This window comes from uncultured Flavobacterium sp. (assembly GCF_937967675.1).
GTDB lineage: Bacteria > Bacteroidota > Bacteroidia > Flavobacteriales > Flavobacteriaceae > Flavobacterium.
The window spans coordinates 12,986-36,770 of record NZ_CALBSN010000158.1 but is presented as its reverse complement, the minus strand read 5'-3'; the positions used below and the strand labels follow the sequence as shown (position 1 = coordinate 36,770).

The window sequence follows — 23,785 nt, the reverse complement described above, 5'->3', positions numbered from 1 at the left end:
TTGACATCAAAAATTCCTAATCCGATGGTATTGCCTTCTTCTGAATTTTTACACATCAATTGCATCCCCAAACAAATTCCTAAAACCGGTTGTTTAAGGGTTGGAATCAATACTTCTAATTCACTATCAACCAACATTTTCATAGCGCTACTCGCCTCGCCTACACCAGGAAAAATCACTCTATCAGCTGTCTTTATAGTATTCCAATCATTCGTGACAATTCCTTCAAAACCAAGTCGCTCCAAAGCGAATAAGACACTTTGTACATTTCCGGCTCCGTAATCTATTATTGCTATTTTCATATTTTTATTTTTTGCCACGGATTAAAGGATTTTAAGGATTTGTAATCCGTGTTAATCTTTGTAATCTGTGGCTTATTTTACAACATTCCTTTAGTTGAGGGTAAAATCATTTTCTCTGTATCTCTTTTCACAGCCACTTTAATTGCTTTTGCGAAGGCTTTGAAAATCGCTTCAATTTTGTGGTGTTCGTTTGTTCCTTCTGCCTTGATGTTTAAATTCGCTTTTGCACCATCTGTGAACGATTTGAAAAAGTGAAAAAACATTTCGGTTGGCATTTGACCAATCATTTCACGTTTAAATTCTGCTTCCCAAACTAGCCAATTTCTTCCTCCAAAATCAATGGCTACTTGCGCTAAACAATCGTCCATTGGTAAACAAAATCCGTAACGCTCGATGCCTAATTTATTACCTAAAGCTTTTGCAAAAACTTCGCCTAAGGCAATTGCGGTATCTTCGATTGTGTGGTGTTCGTCGACTTCTAAATCGCCTTTGACTTGAATATCTAAGTCCATTTGTCCGTGACGCGCAATTTGGTCCAACATGTGATCGAAAAAGGAAATTCCGGTGTTGATGTTGCTTTTTCCTGTTCCGTCTAAATTTAAAGTAATAGCGATATTGGTTTCATTTGTTGTTCTTTTGATAGAAGCTGTTCTTTCATCCAATTTGAAAAACTCGTAGATCTTTTGCCAATCGGTTGTTTGTAAAGCGATTACATTTTGGAGTTCTTCCAATGACGTTGCGATTTCGTTTCCGCCCAAATTCTCTTCGTTTTTGATAAAAATTGCTTTAGAACCTAAGTTTTTAGCCAATTCCACATCGGTAATTCTATCGCCAATTATGAATGAATTCTCCAAATCGTATTCCGGATTGTTCAAATACTTGGTTAACATTCCCGTTCTAGGTTTTCTGGTTGGAGCATTGTCTTCAGGAAAACTTCTGTCGATAAAAATTTCGTCAAATGTTATGCCTTCATTTTCAAATGCTTTCAGGATGAAATTTTGGGTTGGCCAAAAAGTTTCTTCAGGAAAACTTAAGGTTCCTAAACCATCTTGATTGGTTACCATTGCCAATTCAAAATCCAATTCTTTAGCGATTTTACTCAAAAATTGAAATACTTTTGGATAGAATTCTAATTTAGTTAAACTGTCTAATTGATAATTTTCTGGCTCTAAAACCAAAGTTCCATCTCTATCTATAAATAATACTCTTTTCGGCATTGTTGAAGGTTTTTAATAATTCAATAATTTGTTCAGTTTCTTCTTTAGTTCCAATACTAATTCGCAAGCAATTTTCGCATAAAGGTTGATTGCTTCTGTTGCGAACCACTACTCCATTTTCGATAAATTGCTGGTATCTAAAATTCGCATCATCCACTTTAATTAAGATAAAATTGGCGTCCGAAGGATATATTTTCTCAACAAATTCGCATTTTGAAAGTGCTTCGATGAGTTTATTTCGTTCCACCAATATTTTTCTAACTTGCGTTGGCATCGTACTTTGCAACAATTTTTTGACAGCAGTTTCTTGTGACAAACCGTTAATGTTGTAAGGTGGCTTAATTTTATTCAAAACTGCAATAATTTCTCTAGATGCATACAAAATTCCGATTCGTAATCCTGCCATTGCATACGCTTTTGATAAGGTTTGCGTAATAATCAAATTAGGAAAATCTTTCAAAACACTTAACCAACTTTCATCTTTTGAAAAATCGATATACGCTTCATCAATTACCACTAATCCTTTGAATTGATTGAGAATTTTAATTACGGATGAATCTGTAAAAGAATTTCCTGTTGGGTTATTTGGTGAACACAAAAAGATGATTTTCGTATTGTTATCCACAGCATTTATAATGGCTTCTACATTCGGTTGAAATTCCTCATTTAGTAACACTTCACGATTTTCAATAGCATTGATATTGGCTAAAACTCCATACATTCCATAGGTTGGCGGCAATGTAATGATATTATCGCGATTCGGTTCACAGAAAGCTCTGAAAATCAAATCTAAAACTTCATCACTTCCATTTCCTAAAAGAATATTTTCTTTTGAAACGTTATTTTTATCCCCAATAATGGCTTTTAGCTCTTTTTGCTGTGGATCTGGATAACGATTTATGCCGTTAGTAAACGGATTTTCATTAGCATCTAAATAGACCATTGGCTTTGTAAACTGTTCAAATTCATCGCGTGCTGAAGAATATGGACTAAGTTTTTTTACGTTCTTTCTGATTAAGTTTTCTAAATTCATAGCTTTTATTTTAATCTTAATGTAACTGCGTTTTTGTGTGCTTGTAAACCTTCGGCCTCTGCCATAGTTTCTATTGCTTTTCCGATGTTTTGAATTCCAATATCTGATATTTTTTGAAAGGTCATCGCCTTCAAGAAACTGTCCAAATTTACGCCACTATAGCTTTTAGAATATCCGTTTGTGGGTAATGTGTGATTGGTTCCAGAAGCATAATCGCCAGCGCTTTCTGGAGTATAATTTCCAATAAAAATCGAACCCGCATTTTGAATTCCGTCAACGAAATAGTCTTCGTTTTTAGAACATACAATAAAATGTTCAGGACCATATTCATTAATTAACGATAAAGCGGTTTTTTCGGTTTCAACAAAGATTAATTTGGAATTATTAATAGCCACTTGCGCGATTTCTTGTCTTGGAAGATCTTTCAATTGTTTATAAATTTCTTCTTCCACATCGTTTAAAATGTTTTTATTGGTAGTAACCAAAATCACTTGGCTATCTTTTCCGTGTTCGGCTTGACTTAATAAATCAGAAGCTACGAAACTTGGAATTGCGGTTTCATCAGCGTAAACTAATAATTCGCTTGGTCCTGCTGGCATATCGATAGCTACTCCGTTTTGAGAAGCAAATTGTTTGGCAATGGTTACAAATTGGTTGCCAGGTCCGAAGATTTTATATACTTGCGGAATGGTTTCTGTACCGAATGTCATTCCCGCAATGGCTTGAATTCCGCCGACTTTGTACATTTTTGTTACGCCACACAAATCGGCAGCATATAGAATTGCGGAATTAATTTTTCCATTTTTATCAGAAGGCGAACACAATACAATTTCTTGACAACCTGCTAATTTTGCAGGAACAGCTAACATCAAAACCGTTGAAAACAAAGGAGCAGTTCCACCTGGTATGTATAATCCAACTTTTTGAATTGGACGTTTTTCTTGCCAACACGTAACTCCAATAGTTGTTTCTACCACAATTTTATCTGTTTTTTGAACAGCGTGAAATTGTTCGATATTTGATTTGGCTAATTGAATGGCTTCTTTTAATTCAGCAGGAACTTCATTTTTAGCAATTTTAATTTCTTCTGGTGATACTTGAATATTTTCTAAAGTTACACCATCAAAGAAAGAGGTATATTTTGCAATCGCTTTGTCTCCTTTTTGTTGTATTTCTTTGAAAATTTGCTTTATCGTTTCTTCTATGTCTGAGAAAGTTTGGGTTGGTCTTTTGCAAATTTCTGACCAAGATTCGGGTTGTGGGTTGTATATTTTTTTCATAAGTCTATATTCTAAATTCTATTCTCTATTTTCATTTAAAGGACCATTTTCTCGATTGGGCAAACCAAAATTCCTTCGGCTCCAGCTTCTTTTAATTGGTCGATGACTTCCCAAAATTTATCTTCATCAATTACGGAGTGAACACTACTCCAACCTTCTTCGGCTAATGGCATAACTGTTGGACTTTTCAATACAGGAAGAATTTTACTGATTTCTGAAATTTTATTATTGGGTACATTCATTAAAATGTATTTCGATTTTCTTGAACGTAAAACCGATTGAATTCTGAATTGTAACTTGGTTAAAACTTGTTTGGCTTCATCAGAAATTTGTGGAGAAACAGCTAAAACAGCTTCACTTTTTAAAATCACTTCGACTTCTTTTAGACCGTTTTTAAATAAGGTGCTTCCACTGGAAACGATATCTACAATCGCATCTGAAAGTCCGATGTTTGGTGCAATTTCAACCGAACCTGAGATTTGGTGAATGTCTACGGAAATTCCTTTAGAAGAAAAATAATCTATTACCGTTTTAGGATATGAAGTTGCAACTCGTAATCCATTTAAATCTTGAATGGAATTGTAGTTGAAACTCTTTGGAACCGCTACTGATACTTTACATTTTGAAAATCCTAATTTCTCAGCGATTTCAATGTTTTGGCCTTTTTCAACTAAAAGATTATCGCCTACAATCGCAATATCAACTACACCATCAATCAAATATTGTGGAATATCTGAATTTCGTAAATAGTACACTTCTAGAGGAAAATTGGAAGCGGTAACTTTGAGTTGGTCATTACCATTATACACAGAAATTCCACAATCTTTTAAGATTTGGATACTTTCATCGTGAAGGCGACCTGATTTTTGAATAGCAATTTTTAACGTGTTCATTTTAATTTTATTTAATTTTAAAATGAGTACACCAAGAAGATTTTTAAAAAATGCTTACCAACAAAAAACCCGCTTGATGTACTCAAACGGGTTTCTGATTTATATGGATTAATTACATAGCATCATTACTTCGCTTGAGCGGAGGTATGATGATGATGTAATTGATTTAAAAACATAATTTCTTTTATTATTTAACTTTGCAAAGTTAACAACTTAATTTTCGAATAAACAAAATGTTTTATAAATTTTATATTTTGTTTAATGATCGTCGTCATGTGATTCTTGTTCGCTATTTGTCTCCGAAGCATTACCAATATTAGTATTTTCACGAATTTCAGTGTGACGAATTTCGCCACCTGTTGTACCTGTTTGTTTCCCTAAAAATACTCCTACAATTGCAATTAAAACAGCCAAGTAAGAAATCAAATTGGCTTTTGCATGATTTTTAAAATTTAAATACAATCCGATAAGTGAAACTATACCCAGTGCATATAAAACGACAGCTAATTTCTCAGCCATTTCTTCATGCTCATGAATAATTTGATCGGTTACTGAAGGTAATTTTTCTGCAATTTCCTCGGCTCCTTCTCCAGTAGCCATACTTACGGCACTAAAAATTGCGGCTACTACGAATATTACGTATGCTACATTTTTTATTACGCTGTTTTTAAAAAAAATACCCGCAATTAAGATTCCTAATCCAAAAATTGTCCCAATAATTGGAAAATGGTTTACTACCATGTGTAAATGTGCGTCGTTCATGATTTTTTGTTTTTTAATTAGTTAAATCGAAAACTCCTTTGGTTAATAATTTAGAGCTTTCATTAATACTTTCGTTAGGTAAAATTTCAACAAACTGTTCTGTTTTTTCACCAATATTTACTAGTGTTTTCTTAAAAACATAACTTCCGTCATTTCTATTTTGTTGTAATAAAAGTACGAAATTTTTATTGTCTTCTGTAATTAAAGCATCATTTGGAATACCTAATCCTTTTTTAGAATCAATAATAATATTGGCTTCTACAAACATTCCTGATAATAATTTTGATTTGTCTGCAGGATTTAAAGTTCCGAAAACTGAAATGGTTCGGTCTTTATTTTCAATTGATTTTCCAACCAATTGTACTTTAGATGTAAAAATATCTTTACTAGCTTCTGGTATAGTGAAATTAATAGATTGTCCTGATTTAACATGCAATATATCTTTTTCAAAGATGCTTAAATTTAAGTGTAAATAGTTGGTATCTACAATTTCCATTATTATATCTGAAGGCGACATAAACATTCCAACATTGGCATTTAAAACGGTAACATCTCCTGAAATTGGTGAAGATAATGCTATAACAGAAGTAAATTTACCTTTCTCAACATTAGTTGGATTGATATTTAAAAGCAATAATTTTTCGCGTAAACCTTGATACATTCCTTTTGCTTGACGATAATCACTTTCCGCTTTTAAATAATTTTTTTGCGAAGTGATTTTTTCATTGTACAACGTTTTCTGACGCTCAAATTCCGATTTTAAATAGTTAATTTGTTCGGCTACTTCAACATAATCTTTTTGAATATCTAGATATTCTGTGTTTTCAAGGGTAATTACAACTTGACCTTTTCTTACTTTATCTCCAACTAACAAAGAAGTTGATTTTACATAACCACCAATAAAAGGAGTGATTTTAGCTTTATACTGAGGCGGAACATCAATTTTTCCAGAAGATTTAATAGTTACATTAAAATCTTGTGTTGTTGGAGAAGCAACAAGCATTTTGGTAGATTGAAATTGTTCTTTTGTTACTGTAATTAAACCGTCTTCTTTCTGTGGTTCTTCCACTACTTCGTTTTTACATGAAGTAATTACAGCAAATAAGGCGATTAATTTGAATATATTTTTCATTGTTTGATGATTAAAAATTAATGTATTGTAAATCTAATTGTGTTTTGTTGTATTGAATAACAGCATCTAAATATTCCACTTGAATTGTGGCGGCATTTTCTAAACTTAAGATATATTGAAAAAAGTCTATTTCTCCTTGTTTATAGCTATTATTGGCAACTTTGATGATTTCATCCGATACTTTTTTTCCGTATTGCTTGTAATAATCTATCGCTTGTTGAAATTGGATTAACTCATTATTTTTTTGATTGATATAAGCCTCAATTTTCGTTTCTTCGTTTTTCTTTTGTTGTTCCCAAGCTTGAGATTCTAATTTAGCTACTTTAGATTTTGCAATGTTTCCATTAAATAAAATCGGAACAGCTAAACCAACTTGAAATCCATATAAAGATTGTGAAAGTCCAGTGTTTTTTCCTTGGAAATATTCAAGGTTAATATCAGGTAACCAATTTTGTTTTTGTAAACTTTCATTAGCTTTATATTTTTTTGTAAATGTCTCTAAATAATTATAGTACAAATTTTTACTTGAATTAACACTTAAATTATTTATTGGTTTTAATTCAGCTAATGTTACCGCTATTTTTTTATCTAATTGAACAAGTGATTGTAACAATTCGAGTTGTGCTAATTTTGCTTTATCTATTTGCGATAATTTCGTTCTGATTTGTCTAAACTTGGCTTCTGCAGTAATTTTTTCCAAATAATTAGTTTCACCTAACTCAAATCTTCTATTGCTTGCTTTTGAAAAATTTTGATACAAACTATCTAAATAACGATATAATTTCTCTTGATTATTAAGATATACAATTTCATAATATACCTTAGAAATTTCGATAGTTAGTTTGTTTTTTTGAATTTCAAATCCAGCTTGTTCTTTTTCGTATTCCGCGTTGTAAACTTTACGTTGACTTCCATATACTGTTGGAAAAGAAAAGGATTGTTGGGCTCCAAAAACTTTTAAAGGCAAATTATTTAGTGCTAAGTTATTTTGGTCATAACTATAGTAAACATTGGTTTTATTAAAATCATAAGCAAGTTTTGTAGCTGCTTTAGCTTTATCCACTTGCAACTGACCTGATTTGATACTTGCATTGTTATTTAAAGCATTAGAAACCAAACTATCTAATTCTGTATTCTTTTCTTGACCATATGATAATGTAGTACCAAAGAATAAAATTATGATGTGAGTAGTTAGCTTAATATTTTTAAATTTTAATTTTTTCTCTTCTTTTTCATCATATATTTTGAACAAGATTGGTAATACAATTAAAGTTAAAAGTGTAGCGGTTATTAATCCTCCAATAACTACCGTTGCTAATGGGCGTTGCACTTCTGCACCTGCTCCTGAAGAAATTGCCATAGGTAAAAATCCTAGTGCAGCGGCTGCAGCTGTTAATAAAACAGGGCGAAGTCTGTCTGTTGTTCCTTTTAAGATTAATTCATTCATATCGGTAAATTTTCCACTATGTTTTAATTCTTTAAAATGCTCTATTAATACAATTCCGTTTAATACCGCAATACCAAAAAGTGCAATAAATCCTACTCCGGCTGAAATACTAAAAGGTAAATCGCGCAACCAAAGAAATAAAACACCACCAACTGCCGATAGTGGAATAGCTGTATACACCATCATAGCTTCTTTAATAGAACCGAACGCGAAATGCAACATAATAAAAATCAAGAATAAAGCGATTGGAACAGCAATTAATAATCTTGCTTTAGCACTTTCTAAATTTTCAAATTGTCCTCCATATGTTACTCTATATCCTGGTGGTAAATTTATTTTTGAATTGATGATTTTTTTCACATCATCTACTACACTTTGTAAATCTCGATTTCTAACATTAATTCCAACTACGATTCTTCTGTTGGTATTATCACGAGATATTTTTGCTGGTCCTTCCGTATAGGTAATATTGGCTAATTCACGTAAAGGAATTTGTTCACCATTAGGAATTGAAACATATAAATTTCGTAAATCTTCAATATCCGTTCTGTTTGTTTGATTCAAACGAATTACCATATCGAAACGTTTTTCGCCTTCAAAAACATTTCCAACTACTTTACCTGCAAAACCTAAAGCAATCATTTCGTTTAAATCGGCAATATTTAAACCATAACGAGCGATTTTACTTCTGTCGTATTGCACAAACATTTGAGGTAAACCTTCTGTTTTTTCAATAATAATATCGGAAGCACCTTCAACATTACGAATGGCTTTCTCAATTTCATGCGCCTTTTTAGCTAAAATATCCAAATCTTCTCCAAAAACTTTAATTGCAACATCTGATCTTGAACCCGAAATCAATTCATTGAAACGCATTTCGATAGGTTGGGTAAACTCTATTTCCATATTTGGAATTTGTTTTTCAATTGCCGCTTTGATTTTATCAGCCAATTCATCTTTAGAATGAGCTGAAACCCATTCTGATTTTGGTTTCAATTTTACAATAACATCGCTTTCTTCCATACTCATTGGATCAGTAGGAACTTCAGCAGCTCCAATTCTACTGACCACTTGTTCTACTTCAGGGAAATTTTTTAAAATTGTTTTTTCAATTTTAGTTGTGGTTTCTATGGTTTTACTTAATGAAGTTCCTGTTTTGAGAACGGGCTGGATAACGAAATCACCTTCATCTAACTGAGGAATAAATTCACCACCCATAGTTGAAAACAAAGCCACAGCGATAATCAAAATAGCAACCGCACCTGATAATACTTTTTTAGTGTTTTGTAACGCCCATTTAATAACTGGTAAATACCAAGAATTCAGCTTGTTAATTAATCGATTTGAAAACGAATTTGGATTTTCTTCTTGTGGTTTTAAAAACAATGAAGCTGCCACTGGAACATAAGTAAAGCAAAAAAGCATAGCGCCTAATAATGCAAAACTGAAGGTCATTGCCATAGGTTTGAACATTTTTCCTTCTACTCCAGAAAGTGATAAAATAGGAATAAAAACGATTAAAATAATCAATTGCCCAAAAACGGCCGAATTCATCATTTTAGAAGCACTTTTATACGTAATTTGATCGATTTCTTCTTGACGTTCCTTTTTACTTAAACCTACTAAATGAGTAGATTTACTAACAATTTGAAAAGCGATAAACTCTACAATAATTACAGCACCATCGATAATAATACCAAAATCGATTGCTCCTAAACTCATTAAGTTAGCATCGATTTTAAAAATATTCATGAAAGTAATAGCAAAAAGCAAACATAGTGGAATAACAGAAGCTACCACTAATCCTGAACGCCAATTACCTAACAAAAGAACTACAACAAAAATTACAATTAAACAGCCTAAAATTAAATTTTCAGCTACTGTAAAAGTTGTTTTTCCTACTAATTCACTTCGTTCAAGAAAACCATTAATATAAACACCATCAGGTAATGATTTTTCAATTTCTGCTATTCTGTGTTTTACATCATCAATTACTTGTTTTGAATTAGCATTTTTTAGCATCATTACTTGACCTAACACCTTTTCTCCTTCTCCATTTCCAGTTATAGCACCAAAACGATTAGCATGACCGAATTGTACTTGAGCGACATCCTTGATATAAATTGGAGTACCAAAATCGTTTTTTACCACAATATTTTGGATATCTTCAATAGAATTAACTTTTCCTTCACCACGAATGAAATAACTTTCATTCGTTTTTTCTATATAAGAACCTCCAGCAATACTGTTATTTTTCTCCAATGCTGTAAATACATCAGAAGTAGTAATATTCATTGCTTTTAAACTAGCTGGATGAATAGCAATTTCATATTGTTTTAAATAGCCACCCCATGTATTAATTTCTACAACACCTTTAATTCCAGATAATTGACGTTTCACTACCCAATCTTGAATAGTTCGTAAATCTGTAACGGTATATTGATTTTTAAATTCGGGTTTTACTTCTAAAGTATATTGATAAATTTCTCCCAATCCTGTAGTAATTGGTCCCATTTCTGGAGTACCAAATCCTTGAGGAATTTTTTCAGAAGCCGCTTTGATTTTTTCGGCTATTAATTGTCTTGGTAAATACGTACCAATTTCGTCTTCAAAAACAATGGTTACAACCGATAATCCAAATTTTGAAATAGAGCGAATTTCTTTTACACTAGGTAAATTCGCCATTTCTATTTCAACTGGATAAGTGATATATTGTTCGATATCTTGAGTTGATAAATTTCGTGATGTGGTTATAACTTGAACCTGATTATTGGTTACATCTGGAACAGCTCCAATTGAAATTTGGAAAACTGAGAATAATCCAAATCCAAAAACAGCCAATGTAAACAACAAAACAATTAGCTTGTTTCTTAAACTAAAAGCAATAATTTTTTCTAACATTTTTTTTTTATAATATAATTAATGAATTGTATCTAAAAAGATAAAACTATACTATTTCCATTCGGAAACTGTATTCAATAAAATATTATAAAATCTTAGGAGGCAACCAAATAGAATCAATTAAATTGGATTGAAAAGATTCACTGTATAAAAATATTTTTTGAGTAGAAACCCAAGATTTAACAACTGAAATTTGGTAGTTAAAGTTGGTAAAAACAAATAAAGAACAAGTAGATGTATCAAATGTTTTAAAAGGTAAATCTTGATGATCTAAATTGTTTTCTACGTTTTTAGAATAATGTAAAACTAGGTAATCGATAAATGAAATAGAATTTGAACCACTAACCTTTTTATGATCAACATAATGCTCAATAAGATTAGGAAATTTTAATAATTGCCCAATTGATGTGTTAGCACACATGAAAATTGAAAGTAAAACTATAGCAAAACACTTTTTCATTATAATTTAAGAAGTTCTTAAAATTACTAAAAACTACAATACAAATGTAAAGATAGTTTATAAGAATTAACTTAAGAACTACTTAAGGTTTACTTCAGGAAATCTTAATATAAATGTGGTTCCTTTATTGATTTCACTAGTTAGAGTAATTTCTATTTTCAGTAAATCGCATAATCTTTTAACTATAGATAATCCCAAACCAGTTCCTTTAATTTCAGAATGATTTACTACATCGGATCTAAAAAAAGAAGTAAAAATTTTATCAATATCTGTTGCAGCAATACCCATCCCTTTATCTGACAAAGAAAATAAAATGGAATTGTTATCTTCAAAAAGTTTTATAGTAAGATCTGTTTCATTATTAGAATATTTTATAGCATTAGATATCAAATTACTAAAAATAATTGAAATTAAATAATTGTCCGAATTGATGTAATAATCATCATTAAACGATGTTATAATTTTTATTTTTTTGTTATCAATTTTGTCTGAGAATCGGATAAGATTATCTAAAATAAGAGCATTTAGATAAATGGTTTCTTTCTTAATATTTTGCTTTTGATTTTCAAATCGGGCCAATAGTAAAAGTTGGTCTACCATATGATTCAATCGATCTACTTCTGAAACACAAAACTGAATTCTTTCTTCGTATTCTTGCTGATTTCTTGGTTTTCGTATTAAAACTTCTAAAGTTCCTTTAATTACTGCTAAAGGTGTTCTTAACTCATGAGAAGCATCTGAAGTAAACTGCTTTTCACGATCGATTGCATTTTCAACTCGATCTAAAAGATGATTAATATTTTCTGATAACACATATAATTCATCTTTATTAAATGGTAATGGAATTCTTGTTTTTAAATTATCTTTAGTAATTTGACTAGATGTTTCTATAATAGTTTGCACCGGTTTAATACTTTTACCCGCAAAAAATCTTGCAATTAAAAACAGTAATATTAAAATCAGAGGAAAAGTAATTAAAAGTATATTTTTTAAAATTAATACAATTTGAAAATCTTCCAAAGACATCGCTACAACTAAATACCCAACAATTTTACCTTTATTAATAATAGGTGTCTGAATTTGTCGAATGGGAATACTATTTAATTTAGTATCAATAAACTTATTATTTACATTGTTTAAAAGTTGAATGTTGGAATTTTTAAGATTTGGTGATTTATCTATTATTTCTTTGTGGTTATCATAGAATTCAACAAAAACAGGATTTACACTTATTGAATTATGCTCTCTAGCTCTCCATTGATCTACTTGAATTAAATAGGTGTCATTAGAATCGGTTGAAATATCGTTTAAGTGTTTGTTTAATTCTTCTTGAATTTCTTCATTAATATGATTGTTAACACTATATTTAACAACACTATAAATAAAAACAAATACCACCGCTATAAGAAATGAACCACTTACAATATAGTTAAAAGCTATCCTATTTTTAAATGAAAAAGAAAACATAATTAACGTTCTATTGATTCAAAATTAGGCTCAATATGAATTAATACATGGCCTAATTCAAGAAGTTCTTTTCGTAAAGTATCTTTTAAAAGATGGGCAATGTCATGTCCTTCTTTAACCGATTTATTACCATCTACCATAACATGTAAATCTACATGAAATTTCATTCCAGCTTTTCTTATAAAACACTTTTCAATGCATATAACACCTTTTACTGTTTGAGAGATTCTTTTTATTTCAGCCTCCAAGTCATGATATAAATGTTCGTCCATAATTTCACCCAAAGCCGGACGAAATATTTTATAACAATTGTATAAGATAAAGCCAGATGCTAATAAAGCTGCCCAATCATCAGCTGATTCATATCCTTTTCCAAAAAATAGCGCAATTGAAATCCCAATAAATGCGGCAACTGAGGTTATTGCATCGCTTCTATGGTGCCAAGCATCAGCTTTAAGAGCACTACTATTAGTTTCAATACTTCGTTTCATTACTATTTGAAATGAAATTTCTTTCCAGAGAATAATAGCACCTAAAACAAATAGCGTAAAAGGTTTAGGAAGTTCATGAGGATTTTGAATATTTTGAAAACTTTCGTAAGCAATAATGGTGGCAGAAGTAATTAAAAATCCAACAACTAGAAAGGTAACTAAAGGTTCTGCTCTACCGTGACCGTAAGGATGATTTTCATCTGCGGGTTTGTTCGAATATTTTATGCCAAAAAGTACTAAAAAAGAAGCAAAAACATCTGCCGTTGATTCAATAGCATCGGCAATCAGAGCATAAGAATTTCCAAAATATCCTGTAATACCTTTTATTAAGGCTAATAATGTATTTCCAATGATACTAAAATATGTTGCTTTAATTGCTTTTTCTGTGTTTGGCATGCTAAATTTCGTTTGCGATATACCCTACTCCCCTAATGGTTTTAATTAATTCTTGATCTTTTGATAGGTTTAGTTTTTTACGAATAGCATTCATGAACACATCGATAACTCCTGTATCATATTCAAAATGAATGTCCCAAACGTCTTCAATAATATTGGTTCTTGTACAAACCTGACCTTTATTTTTAATTAAATATTCGAGTAACTCAAATTCTCTTTGTGTCAAAGATACTTCTTTATTATCAACAAAAACCTGAAATTTTGATTTGTCTAAGGTAATATTTCCAAGCTTTAAAATTTTAACTTCATCTTTTGTGCGAAAATGAATTTTTATACGCTCTAATAATTCTTCAAATGAAAACGGTTTCTTTATGTAATCATTCGCTCCTGCTTTTAATCCTTCAATCGTTTCTTGAACTGTATCTTTGGCGGTTAAGAAAATAATAGGCAAATTACTTTTTTGTAATCGAATATTTTTACAAACATCAATTCCTTGCATTTTGGGTAACATCCAATCTAATAAAACTAAATCTATTGGAAATTCAATTGCTTTTCTCAATCCTTCTTCACCATCTGAAGCAGATGAAATGGTATATCCTTCTTCTTCTAAACCTTGTTTTAAGAAGTCAACAATACCTTTTTCGTCTTCCACTATTAGAATGTGCATAATTAAATTAGATTATTGTTCCACAAATTTAATTCCAAAAGTGATAATATTAGCATTTAAACCATCATTTCTATCATAATGATTGAATCTAAAATCTATACTTTTTAATCCAAATTTCCAAATTTTCGCATTAGTTAGAATATCGGTATACCCAATCCCAAAACCATATTGATTTGCACTAAAACTAGATAAATCATAATCAGAAGTATAAAACTTTTCAGTTGATAAATGAGTTTCATAAGGTGCAAAATATTTAGATTGATTTTGTACATAATATCGATACATTGGAAATACAGTAAATTTATCTGATAATTTAATAGGTAACTCTAAACTAGCAGTATGAGATGTGATTCCCCAATCGTCCCAATAATATCTATAATATGTTCTCAATGAAAACCTTTCATTTAAATAATAATTTAATCTACCTCCAAATGGTAATTTAAAGCGAGTTCCTGGTAAACGTTCTATATCATCGGCTAACTGATAAACCCCTTTATTTTGAGATGATTCATATACTGGAATATATTGAGCCTGACCAATATAGTAATTAGCTTTATCAGCAAAATAAACTCTATGATAAGGTGTTGATAGCATACCTTCTTGCTGCAAAAGATCAAAAAATATTGAAAATTGCATTTTTTTTGTAGCAACTTGGGAAAAACCAAATGAAGCAGCATATGAATTTCTATTCGTTGTTTTCCACTGTTCAAATGAAGAAGGTAAATAACTATTGGAAGTTAATCCATTTTGGTCTATTATGTCAACACCTTGAAAATAACCTTGGTTTTGAAAATTATTACCATAAACACCATATTCGTGTAATTCTGTCGGATATATTGGTCTCCATTGATCTAAATAAACATTTCCTTTGATGCTAACTTCAGAGTTTTTATTATTAAATAATTTACTTATTCCACCACCAAAACCAAATGAAGTATAGTCATATTCATTTGAAAATGAAACATCTGCATTCCAGATTAGATTCCTGTCATCTGAACTGTGACTATAATTTATTACAGCAGTTCCCAATACATCTTGAGCCGATGCACCAGATGAAGCTTGCCAAGGAGTACCATAAGGGCCTGTATTAGCTCTATCATCATCATCATCATCATCATCACCTCCAGAAGCTCCTGTAGCATTAAATGGATTTATATTACTAGAGGATGCTGATGTGTAAGCTGATAATCCCATATCAACAGTTAAAACATCATCATCATTTAAAGGTATAGCAACGACAATATTTGATGCTAAATCGGTTAACTTTTCTGAACCCATACCACCAGATACAGAAGAGTGAACACCATCTTGCTTATAGTAACTTAGTAGGAAATCAACTTCAATTGTTTCTAAAACACGTTTTTTATAAGTAATTTTTGTAGAATCTGCTACTTGTGAAAAAGCATAATTGCTAATTAAGACAAGTAATAAAATAATTTTATTCTTCATTATTAGTTATATTAATTACATCCACAACCTCCACCTGTCTTTCCTCCATTAGCTCCAGAAGCAGCTTCTCTATATACTTGAAAAGTTGTTTCATATCGCTCAGAAGCTCTTGCTGACAATTTCATATCAGGGTCATTAATATATTGTTTATCATATTCTTTAACAGAATTGCAAGAAGATACTCCTATAAAAATTAAAAAAACGATTATAAATTTTTTCATACTATTGATATTTTTTGATGTCTATATTTTTTGATACGTGAATTCCTCCTTTGTCATCCACTATAATACATTCTATTCCTTTTAATTGATTTACTAAATCGATACCTACTTCTACTCCCAAAACAAATATTCCTGTAGCAAGTGCATCAGCAATTTCTGTTTGCTTAGCAAAAACAGATACACTTATAATACCTGTTGCAGGATATCCCGTTCTTGGATCTATAATGTGTGAATATCGTTTTCCATTAAAAGATACATATTTTTCATAACTTCCTGAAGTTTCAACTGCACTATCATCGAGTGGAAAAGTGGCAAATACTTTATTTTTATTCATTGGGTTAACAATACCTACTGTCCATGAGCTTCCGTCCAATTGTTTTCCCCAAGTATTAATATCTCCAGAAACATTAACTAATCCAGATTGGCAACCTTTTTCTTGAAGTAGATATTTAATTTTATCAGCAATATATCCTTGACCAATTCCTCCAAGTCCCAATTTCATCCCCTTATTTTTTAAAAAAATTGTTTGCTCATTAGGGGCCAAAATTATATTTTGATAGCCTACTTTTTCAACTGATTTCTTAATTGCTTCTTCAGATGGCATTTCTTTCATACTGCCATCAAATTTCCATATTTTATCCATTGAGGCATAACTAATATCAAATGCTCCAGAAGTTAATTTAGAAATCTTAACGGCTCTTTCAACTAATTCAAATACTTCTATATCTACTTTAACTGGTGATATTCCAGCATTTTGATTGACTTTAGAAATTTGAGATGATGGTATCCAATCTGAAATTAAATTTTCAATTCTTTTTACTTCAGAAATAGCTAAATTGTTAAAATAATTACCTTCAATTGAATCTTTAGCGATAACTGTAATTTCGAATGGACTTCCCAACAAACTTTGCTTTTTCTTAAAAAGTTGTTGGCTGTATAGTTGTGATGAAATAACTACAAGTAATATGAAAAAACTATTTCTCATTATTTGTCAAAAGCATGAATCATTTTAATATACTCTTCAGGGGATACGTTTTTGAATCCCATTTTTCCTAATAATTTCCCATTTTTGTCAAGAATAACAACTAAAGGAAAACTCCCTTCTTGATTAAATTTATCAGCTAACATTCTGTTGTGCTCTGTTTGCTCTTTTGATAAAGTATTTGCTTTTTTTCGAGGAAAATCAGCTCTTACAATTATCCATTCTTTAGAAGCTTCTTTTTGAAAAACTTCAGATTGCCAAATATTTTTATCTAATTTGATACATGGTGCACACCAATCAGAACCAGAAAAAACTATAATAATATTTTTACCTTCCTCCGAAGCTATTTTTTTGGCTTCTTCAAAATTATATTTCCAATCTTGTGAAAAACTAAAGGCTGAAAACAACAATAGGATACTTAAAAATAATTTTTTCATTTTTTTTATTTTTTAATTTCTATACAAATAAACTCCAATAGATTTAAATAATTGTTTTCTAATGATTACATTAAGTAAAAATTAAGTTTATTTCAATTTACCATTTAAATATAAATAATCAGCAGTCTGATACCAGGAAATCGTTTCTTCCAAAACTTTTTTATTAACAGGAAGTGGCGATAATTTATTTGATCCTTTGTCCCATTTATAATAATGTCCCGATTTCTTATTGGATAATATCATAACCTTATCTTCTTTTTTTAGTGCTAATTTTAGATATGTTCCAATTAATGCTCTTTGTTCATAATTTTTAGACAAAACATTTTTTCCAAAAAAGTTTGAAGTGTAGCTCCAATTTAAAGCTCCAAATAAAGTTGGAAAAATATCCATTTGACTACATAAAACATCTACGGTATTTGGTTTAATATGGTTTTTACCATAAATAATTGCTGGAATATGATAATTTTCTACATCAATTTCATCTTTTCCAGCACTACTAGCACAATGATCTGCTACAAAAACAAAAATTGTATTTTTAAACCATGGCTTGGTTTGTGCCTTTTTTAACATCTGTTTTAAAGCATAATCAGAATATTTAACTGCTCCATTTCTTCCTGTTCCACTAGGAATATCAATTTTATTTTCAGGATAAGTATAAGGTCTATGATTAGAAGTAGTCATAATAAAATTAAAAAAAGGTTGTTTTTTATTATGATATGAATCGGCTACTTGAATCATTTTATTGTAAATATCTTCATCACATATCCCCCAAGCATTTTCAAAGGTAACTTCGCTGTCATCTATATTGTTACGTGTTGTTTTTATAGCATCACTTAAAACACTACCTCTACCTCTATCGTAAATGTCAAAACCATTACCACCATAAAAAGCATTCATGTTATCAAAATAACCATCTCCTCCATAAAAAAAGTTACATTTATAGTTTTTACTCTTAAAAACATTAGAAATTGTATATAAATTAGAGTTATTTGGTCGTTTTACGATACTTTGTCCAGGAGTTGGAGGAATAGATAATGTTACTGCTTCCATTCCTCTAACGGTTCTATTTCCAGTAGCTTGTATATTTCTAAAAAACATACCTTGATTTGCAATACTGTCTAAAAATGGAGTAATTTTTTTTTCATTTCCAAATTCGCTCATAAAACTAGCACTCATGCTTTCCATTAAAACAAAAATAACATTTGGCCTAACATCAGAATTTAAAGAATCTGAAATTTCTCTTTTAATAGAAAAATCATTAGTAACAAACTTTATATTGTCATCGGTTAAATTATTACGAATGATTTGAAATGCATCTTGATCAGAAATGAATGGGTAAAATGTTTTAAAATCTAATTTATTGTTTCTGAATTCAGCAAAGAAAGAATAAATACCAGCTTTTGATATTTCATTGTTATATCTGTTTTTAGACCATTCAGCATCAGAATTTTGAATAAATAAGACGAAAAAAAACATCAAACAGAGTGAAATGAAAAAAGGTAAAATTCGTTTTTTGACAGTTATTTTAGCTTCGAAAGTTTCTTTAAAAAAATTATTTTTATAAAAAAAGTAAAAAATAACTGCAACAATTAAAAAAATCGAAGGAAGCAAAATGTACAAAGGATACGATTCATGTATGTTTTGAACTACCTCAAATGTATAAATTAGATAGTCTACCGCAACAAAGTTAAATCGGCATTTAAACTCGTCCCAAAAAGTAATTTCAGCAAAAAAAGTAAAAACAAATATGAGTAAGGACAAAATAAAACTAGAATATATTGTTATTCTGTCTAATTTTTTACCAATAAATTTACTAGGTATAATTAATATGTAGAGCGTACTTATTACATATAAAAACGATAAAACACCTAAATCAAAAAAAACTCCGGTAAAAAGAATACGTAATAAGGATAAAAATGAAATATCTATCTCATTGAGTTGCCAGAATAAAAAGATAATTCTTATAAAAAAAGAAAACAACAAATACCATGCTGAAAATCCCAATAATAATTGATAACGTTTAGATGTTGAATCAAATAATTTCATATTTATTTTGTTTAATCAAAGGTGTAATTTATAAATTTAAGAACACTTAAGAATCACTTAATTAAAAATTAAGATTTAATTAAATTACAATAGCCCGTTATATTTTCGGATAAACCATTCAAAACTTAAAGCTGTAATGGCAAGAATTAACAACCAAATCCAATCAATTAGAGGTAATTTATTAATGCTCTCTTTTTGGGTAGGGATATACTTTTCATTAGCTATCAAACTCTGAATTAAATTCTCAATTTGATTTGGATAATACGCTTTTCCACTTGTATTTGTAGCCAATTGCTCCAATCGGTTTTTATCTGGATTTACGAATTGTTTCTCGATTTCAAAATCTAACACTTCAAAAGATGCAGAAAAATTAGTATTCGATTGTTTTTCAGTCACTTTAAAAGTGTAATTTCCAGCTTCTAAACCGTCTAAATTTACTTTATAGGAATTCGTAGCTTTCAATAAATCGTATTTCTTAGTCGCTTTTGTTTTGGAATTAGTGACTTGAATTGTCAATTGGGCTTTTTCGTCAAATTCGTAGTTTTTATTGAAATATTCGGTTGTAATTTCAATACTTTCACCTGAATTATAGAAGCTTTCGTAAGTAACATTCAAATTCTTTTTGGAAGCGTTGGAAACTAAAAACTGAATGATTTTATCAGCAAACAAATCAAAATCCTCAAATGATTTCTTATTCAAATGATTTTCCAAACGCCATTTCCAGATGTTTTCACCCAATAAATAAGCTTCACGTTTACTTCCATTTTCCGTAAAAGTTAAAATTGGATTCTGAACTGGAACATTTCTAACTCTAGCCGATAGTAAGGTATTTACATTATTTTTTGCTGTAATTACTCCAAAACTATGTTCTAAAGGTGGAAAGTTTTCAAATCCAATGTTCGACTGAGCAAACAAATTGAAATTGGATTCAAACGTAGCCAAATAATCTTCTTTTGATGTTGACATTTTAAAATTCAAATCGTCCTGAACTTGATTTAGAAAATTAAAATCAGTTGCCGTTCCAGTAATCACAAACGTATTGATTTGGGCAACTTTATTTTGATCGAATATCGATTTAAAAGCTGTCGTTGGCTGATACAAAATTAAAACATTGAAATCTTGTAACGATTTAATTTCATTTGGTTTTATAATTGAAACTTTTCGTTGTTGATTAGTTTCAATACTTCTCTTCAAAGCCCCTAAATCCGGATGATTGATAGCTGAAACTAGAGCGATTTCACTTCGCTGATCGATAATTTCAACGGCAAAATTCTTGGTATTGTTAACAGTATTTTTCTCTTTAATGTTGGAAGAAATAACAGCTTTGTATTTTGCTATTCCCACTTTATCCGCATTTAATAAAATAGTAACCGATTGGGCTTTTTTATCTTTTGAAAAGGTAACGGTTTGTTTATGAACCGTTTGATTACCCGATTGAATTGAAAAATTGGATGTAATCGTTTCATTTCCATTATATTGCAGAAAAACCTCAACTGGAAATTTGTTCTTTAAAAAAGCATATTTATTAACGTTAATTTGATTAATTTTCAAATCCAAAACCGAAGTTGTATCTCCTAAAACAACTGGAAAAACACTTGTATTTTCCTGAAAACTAAACACATAATCATTTCCCATGGTTTGATTTCCATCGGTAAATAAAACTACAGGATAATTGGTATTTCGGTATAATTGCTTCAGATTTTTAGCAACACCATCAAGATGCGATTGATTTCCTTTAAAATCAAGCTTTTCTAAGGATTGAAATTCTTCGGCAAACGAAAACAATTGCACATCATATTTTTCGGAAATCGCTTTATTTTCAGCAATTTTAAGATATAATTCTGATGCTTCTTTAGTGGCTTTTAATTCGGAAATAGATTTGGAATTATCTACTACTATTGGTAAAGGTGTTTTCTTAATTTCTGTTATTTTTCGACTAATAATTGGATTTATCAGCAACAAAAAGATTGAAAACAAAGTAATAAAACGTAAAAAAGCCAAAAACCAATTCAATTTTGACTGATTTTTGACTTTATACAAATATTGGTAAAACGACAATCCAGCAGCAATAATTACTGATAATATGAGAAGTAAAATTGTGCTTGTTGTCATTTATAGTTTAAACTCTTAAGTTAACATTCCACCGTCAACATTAATAACTTGTCCGGTTACATAAGCACTCATATCAGAAGCTAAGAAAACACAAACGTTTGCTACATCTTCTGGAGTTCCACCGCGTTTTAATGGAATAGCGTCTCTCCAACCTTTTACTACATCTTCGTTTAATTTAGCTGTCATTTCAGTTTCGATAAAACCTGGAGCGATTGCATTGCAACGAATATTTCTTGAACCTAATTCTAACGCGATTGATTTAGTAAATCCGTTCATACCTGCTTTAGAAGCTGCGTAGTTGGCTTGACCAGCGTTTCCTTTTACTCCTACTACACTACTCATGTTTACGATAGAACCTTTACGGTTTTTCAACATAATTTTTTGTACCGCTTTAGTCATGTTGAAAACCGACTTCAAGTTGATTTCGATTACTTTATCAAAATCCTCTTCAGACATTCTCATTAATAAGTTGTCTTTTGTGATTCCAGCATTATTGATTAAAACGTCGATAGTTCCAAATTCAGCAATTACGTCATCTACTAATTTTTGCGCTTCGTTAAAATCAGCTGCATCTGATTTGTATCCTTTAGCTTTAATTCCTAAAGCATTTAATTCATTTTCTAAAGCCATTGCCGATTCTACAGACGAACTATAAGTAAAGGCAACATTTGCTCCTTGTTCTGCAAAAACTTTAGCTATACCGCTACCAATTCCACGGCTTGCACCAGTAATAATGGCAACTTTTCCTTCTAATAATTTCATGGTAAATATTTGTATTAGTTTGTTTCTGTAATAAAGTTCAAATATAGGAATATTTTAAAGTATAAAAAAAGTCAAAGTTCAATTAAACCTTTTTTATAAATCATTGTCTTACTAAAATAATCTTAAAACAATCAATTATGAAAAACCAATTTTTTTTAGGTCTTTTTGTCATTTTCGTATTGACTTCTTGTAGTAATAATTCTGATGATAATTATGAAGTAATTCCGTCATACCCATTTGTAGAAGCTGAATTTGGTTCTTCAATAGATTTAAACAATTTAGCAAATTATGCCAATCAAATTGTTCCACCCTATATTACGAAAAATAATTCTCAAGGAAATGTTATAACAGATAAAGGCGCTACTTTAGGAAGAGTATTGTTTTATGATAAAAATCTATCATCAAATAACACAATTTCTTGTGCTAGCTGTCATAAACAAGAATTTGCTTTTAGTGATACTAATGTTGCGAGTACAGGAGTTAACGCTTCAACTGGTCGTCATTCAATGCGTTTAATAAATTCAAGATTTGCTACCGAAACTAAGTTCTTTTGGAATGAACGCGCAATTAACCTAGAAACTCAAACCACAATGCCAATTAAAGACCATGGAGAAATGGGATTTAGTGGAGAAAATGGTGATTTATCATTTGACGATTTAATTACAAGATTAAACGGAATTGGTTATTACAGAGAACTATTTAAATTTGTTTATGGTTCAGAAGAAATAACAGAAAATAAAATTCAAAATGCTTTAGCACAATTTATTAGAAGTATTCAATCATTTGATTCTAAATATGATGCAGGTAGAGCTTTAGCTACAAATGATGGGCAACCTTTTTCAAATTTTACTGCACAGGAAAATCAAGGTAAAAATTTATTTTTAACACCACCCGTATTTAATCCGAATGGTGTAAGAACTAGTGGCGGATTAGGATGTGCAGGATGTCATAGAGCTCCTGAATTTGATATTGATCCTAACACTTTAAATAATGGTATTATTGGAACTATTGCTGGAACAGGCATTGATACTGGAAATACAAAAGCTCCAACACTACGCGATTTAGTAAAGACAGATGGTACTACTAATGGACCAATGATGCACACAGGTGTAATTACTTCATTACAAGCCGCAATTGGACATTATGGAACTATTAATATTGCGCCTGGAAATAATAATTTAGATCCAAGATTAAGACCAGGAGGTTTAGGACAACAATTAAATCTTACTGCAACAGAAGTTAATGCAGTTATTGCTTTCTTAAGAACATTATCTGGAACTGATGTTTATACAAATCAAAAATGGTCTAATCCTTTTAATTAATATTTA

At 30.4% G+C, this 23,785-nt stretch carries 19 protein-coding genes and 1 pseudogene; 1 reads left to right on the top strand and 19 read right to left on the bottom strand.

Annotated elements, in window-relative coordinates; all coding sequences use genetic code 11:
* From Q0075_RS10505 to fabG, 19 genes and pseudogenes are all read right to left on the bottom strand, one after another.
* Positions 1-302 (bottom strand): annotated as a pseudogene (locus Q0075_RS10505) (imidazole glycerol phosphate synthase subunit HisH); the annotation flags it as partial.
* Positions 303-379: 77 nt separating this feature from the next.
* The gene (hisB, locus tag Q0075_RS10500) at positions 380-1,519 is read right to left on the bottom strand and encodes a bifunctional histidinol-phosphatase/imidazoleglycerol-phosphate dehydratase HisB (RefSeq protein WP_297869464.1); all 1,140 of its coding nucleotides are present in this window, start codon (positions 1,517-1,519) and stop codon (positions 380-382) included.
* Positions 1,491-2,561, bottom strand: a complete 1,071-nt coding sequence (gene hisC, locus Q0075_RS10495; protein WP_297869465.1) for a histidinol-phosphate transaminase — start codon at positions 2,559-2,561, stop codon at positions 1,491-1,493. Before hisC ends, hisB begins: the two co-directional genes overlap by 29 nt.
* A complete protein-coding gene (gene hisD, locus Q0075_RS10490; protein ID WP_297869463.1) occupies positions 2,558-3,832 on the bottom strand; it encodes a histidinol dehydrogenase in 1,275 nt (424 codons plus the stop codon). Before hisD ends, hisC begins: the two co-directional genes overlap by 4 nt.
* Before the next feature lie 35 nt (positions 3,833-3,867).
* Positions 3,868-4,725 (bottom strand): ATP phosphoribosyltransferase, encoded by an 858-nt coding sequence (hisG, locus tag Q0075_RS10485; RefSeq protein ID WP_297869462.1) that lies wholly within the window; start codon positions 4,723-4,725, stop codon positions 3,868-3,870.
* 258 nt (positions 4,726-4,983) lie between these two features.
* Positions 4,984-5,487 carry a hypothetical protein gene (locus tag Q0075_RS10480; RefSeq protein WP_297869461.1) on the bottom strand — a complete coding sequence of 168 codons (504 nt, stop codon included), beginning with the start codon at positions 5,485-5,487 and terminating at the stop codon, positions 4,984-4,986.
* A 13-nt stretch (positions 5,488-5,500) separates the two neighbouring features.
* Positions 5,501-6,619 carry an efflux RND transporter periplasmic adaptor subunit gene (locus tag Q0075_RS10475; RefSeq protein WP_297869460.1) on the bottom strand — a complete coding sequence of 373 codons (1,119 nt, stop codon included), beginning with the start codon at positions 6,617-6,619 and terminating at the stop codon, positions 5,501-5,503.
* 10 nt (positions 6,620-6,629) lie between these two features.
* Positions 6,630-10,967: a CusA/CzcA family heavy metal efflux RND transporter gene (locus tag Q0075_RS10470; protein WP_297869459.1), complete on the bottom strand. Its 4,338-nt coding sequence runs from the start codon at positions 10,965-10,967 to the stop codon at positions 6,630-6,632.
* An 85-nt stretch (positions 10,968-11,052) separates the two neighbouring features.
* A complete protein-coding gene (locus tag Q0075_RS10465; RefSeq protein ID WP_297869458.1) occupies positions 11,053-11,427 on the bottom strand; it encodes a hypothetical protein in 375 nt (124 codons plus the stop codon).
* 78 nt (positions 11,428-11,505) lie between these two features.
* Entirely contained in the window at positions 11,506-12,894 is a 1,389-nt protein-coding gene (locus Q0075_RS10460) for a HAMP domain-containing sensor histidine kinase (RefSeq protein ID WP_297869457.1), read from the bottom strand.
* 2 nt (positions 12,895-12,896) lie between these two features.
* Positions 12,897-13,781, bottom strand: coding sequence for a cation diffusion facilitator family transporter (locus Q0075_RS10455; RefSeq protein ID WP_297869456.1), 885 nt, complete (start codon positions 13,779-13,781; stop codon positions 12,897-12,899).
* Between the two features lies 1 nt (position 13,782).
* The gene (locus Q0075_RS10450) at positions 13,783-14,448 is read right to left on the bottom strand and encodes a response regulator transcription factor (RefSeq protein WP_291110222.1); all 666 of its coding nucleotides are present in this window, start codon (positions 14,446-14,448) and stop codon (positions 13,783-13,785) included.
* 12 nt (positions 14,449-14,460) lie between these two features.
* Positions 14,461-15,897: a DUF3570 domain-containing protein gene (locus Q0075_RS10445; protein WP_297869455.1), complete on the bottom strand. Its 1,437-nt coding sequence runs from the start codon at positions 15,895-15,897 to the stop codon at positions 14,461-14,463.
* A gap of 11 nt (positions 15,898-15,908) precedes the next feature.
* Entirely contained in the window at positions 15,909-16,118 is a 210-nt protein-coding gene (locus tag Q0075_RS10440) for a DUF4266 domain-containing protein (protein WP_291110219.1), read from the bottom strand.
* Position 16,119: 1 nt separating this feature from the next.
* Positions 16,120-17,103 (bottom strand): FAD:protein FMN transferase, encoded by a 984-nt coding sequence (locus tag Q0075_RS10435; protein ID WP_291110217.1) that lies wholly within the window; start codon positions 17,101-17,103, stop codon positions 16,120-16,122.
* Positions 17,103-17,537, bottom strand: a complete 435-nt coding sequence (locus tag Q0075_RS10430; RefSeq protein ID WP_297869454.1) for a thioredoxin family protein — start codon at positions 17,535-17,537, stop codon at positions 17,103-17,105. The genes Q0075_RS10435 and Q0075_RS10430 overlap by 1 nt, the downstream gene beginning before the upstream one ends.
* 87 nt (positions 17,538-17,624) lie before the next feature.
* Positions 17,625-19,013 (bottom strand): LTA synthase family protein, encoded by a 1,389-nt coding sequence (locus Q0075_RS10425; RefSeq protein WP_297869453.1) that lies wholly within the window; start codon positions 19,011-19,013, stop codon positions 17,625-17,627.
* A gap of 654 nt (positions 19,014-19,667) precedes the next feature.
* Entirely contained in the window at positions 19,668-21,695 is a 2,028-nt protein-coding gene (locus Q0075_RS10420) for a hypothetical protein (protein WP_297869452.1), read from the bottom strand.
* Between the two features lie 15 nt (positions 21,696-21,710).
* Positions 21,711-22,457, bottom strand: a complete 747-nt coding sequence (fabG, locus tag Q0075_RS10415; protein WP_297869451.1) for a 3-oxoacyl-[acyl-carrier-protein] reductase — start codon at positions 22,455-22,457, stop codon at positions 21,711-21,713.
* A gap of 137 nt (positions 22,458-22,594) precedes the next feature.
* Here fabG and Q0075_RS10410 point away from each other — a divergent pair, with 137 nt between their 5' ends.
* On the top strand, positions 22,595-23,779 hold the full coding sequence (locus Q0075_RS10410) for a cytochrome c peroxidase (protein WP_297869450.1): 1,185 nt from the start codon (positions 22,595-22,597) through the stop codon (positions 23,777-23,779).
* Positions 23,780-23,785 lie beyond the last annotated feature (6 nt).